This is a genomic window from Sphingosinicella terrae (genome assembly GCF_003347635.1).
Lineage (GTDB): Bacteria > Pseudomonadota > Alphaproteobacteria > Sphingomonadales > Sphingomonadaceae > Allosphingosinicella > Allosphingosinicella terrae.
This window is the reverse complement of sequence record NZ_QDFY01000030.1, coordinates 1-1,917: the sequence shown is the minus strand read 5'-3', so window position 1 is coordinate 1,917 and position 1,917 is coordinate 1. Positions and strand designations below refer to the sequence as shown.

Annotated in this window: 1 protein-coding gene and 1 pseudogene; both read right to left on the bottom strand. The window is 68.3% G+C overall.

Going from position 1 to position 1,917, the window contains the following annotated elements:
• Positions 1–1,250 (bottom strand): HAMP domain-containing protein (locus DDE10_RS22995; RefSeq protein ID WP_162806810.1); only part of this gene is annotated, 1,250 nt, incomplete at its 3' end.
• A gap of 379 nt (positions 1,251–1,629) precedes the next feature.
• Positions 1,630–1,917 (bottom strand): annotated as a pseudogene (locus DDE10_RS22990) (methyl-accepting chemotaxis protein); the annotation flags it as partial.

Sequence of the window (1,917 nt, the reverse complement as noted above, 5' to 3'; positions counted from 1 at the left end):
GCGCTCTCCGAGACCCGGCCCATCGCCTGGACCGCCTCGTCCGCCATCGATCGGCCGCCATCGACCGTGGAGATCGCCTGGTCCGCCCGCTCGACCGTGCGCGTCGAGGCCGACGCCGATGCCTTGATGCGCTCGTCGATCTGCGACAGCGCCGCCGACGTCTCCTCCAGGCTCGCCGCATTGCTCTCCGTGCGCCGCGCCAGATCCTCCGATGCCTGCGCGATCTCGCCCGCGCCGGTGCGAAGACTCGCCGAGCTCTCGATCACCGAGCCGATCAGCGCCCGGAGGCTGGCGACCGCCTCGTTGAAGTTCGACTTCACCTGCTCGTAGACGCCGCTGAACTGCGCCTTGATCTCGCAGGTGAGGTCGCCGCGGGCCAGGCTCGCCAGGCCCTCGGAAAGCGTGTCGACCACCCGCTTCTGCTCCGCATCCGCCCGCGCCTTCTCGGCCGAACCCTTCTCCAGCTCGACGGCGGCATCGCGGAAGACCAGGACCGCCTTGGCCATCTGCCCGATCTCGTCGCCGCGCCCGATGCCGGGAACGTCCACGCGATTGTTGCCCGAAGCCAGGTCGCCCATCGTCTGCTGCAGACGCGCCAGCGGGGCAGTGATGCCGGCGCGGGCTACGACTATCGCCGTGGCGACCCCGCCGGCCACGGCGATCAGACCGATGGCCAGAAGCCAGATCAAGGTCGAGTTCGCCTGCTGCTCCAGCGCGGCAGAGCGCTCGTCGTTCGCCTCCACCCGCGCCTTGATCAGATTGCCGACCTTCGTCGACAATTCGTCGATCTGGCGGTCCACGCGATCCATGACCTGGAGAGCCTCCGCGTCGCGATTCTGCAGCGCGAGCCGGATTCCCTGCGCGGCGGCCTCGTTGATCCGGCCATATTCCGCCTGGATCTCGCCTCCTGCATCGGCGAGGGCCGGATCGGTCGCGACGGCCTCCTCGAGGTTCCGCTGGCCAGCCTCGTAGGTTTGCCGAAGATCGTCTGGTGCCGAGCGAGCGCGCGGGCTGGCCGAATCGTGGGACGTCGCCCGATAACCAATCTCCGCGATCTGCTGCGCGCGACGGTTCATTCGTGCCAGATCGGTATTGGCCGGCAGCGTCTGCCTGGTAAGCTTCCCATAATCGTCGGACAGCCCGTTCATGGCGAGCGAGCTGAACAGTGTGATGCCGATCGTTATCACGCCGAGCATCAGGAGCAGGCTGACGACCTTGGTCGTGATCTTGGAGTTGTCGAGTATCTTCATGGGACAGTCCCTTGGATGCGCACACGATCCGCCGCTGCCATCAAGCCCGGCCGTGTCGGTGGTCGGATTGCGCAGGCCGCGGGGCTGGAAGTGATGAAGGGGCTTCAACACGTCCCGTGCGCTGCGGACTGCCTGCCTCTGCATTATAGACGGGACTGCCGCTCGAACGCGGAGCGCGGCCAAAGAGTCGACGCGGAGCGCCGTTGACCTTCGACCTGGCACCCAACGGCGCTCCCTGGCGCGGCGAGGGCCGCAGCGAACCATGGGTGAGACCGCACGGCTTGGGCAGGTGATCCGCCATGGCCGGACCACCCGCTCCAGATTGCTGATTTGCGGCTCTCCGGGCGGTCGGACGAGGTTCGACCGACCGGCGACCCCTCTAGAAATCCTTCCACTCGTCGGCATCGGCGACATGGGCGAGGACGCCGTTGCCGTTGGCCTTGGGCGCGGCGAGCGGCTTGACCGGGGAGACGTAGCCGCCCTTCTTCGGCGTGGCCGACGCGGCCGGGGCCGCCTTGCGCACCTTCGCTGGAGCGCGGCGCCCCTGACCCTGCTCGCCGATCTCGAACTGACCGGCCTGCTCGGCCAGCGCCTCGACCTCGCCCGACAGGTTGCGGGCGGCCGCCGAGGTCTCCTCGACCATCGCCGCATTCTGCTGGGTCGACTG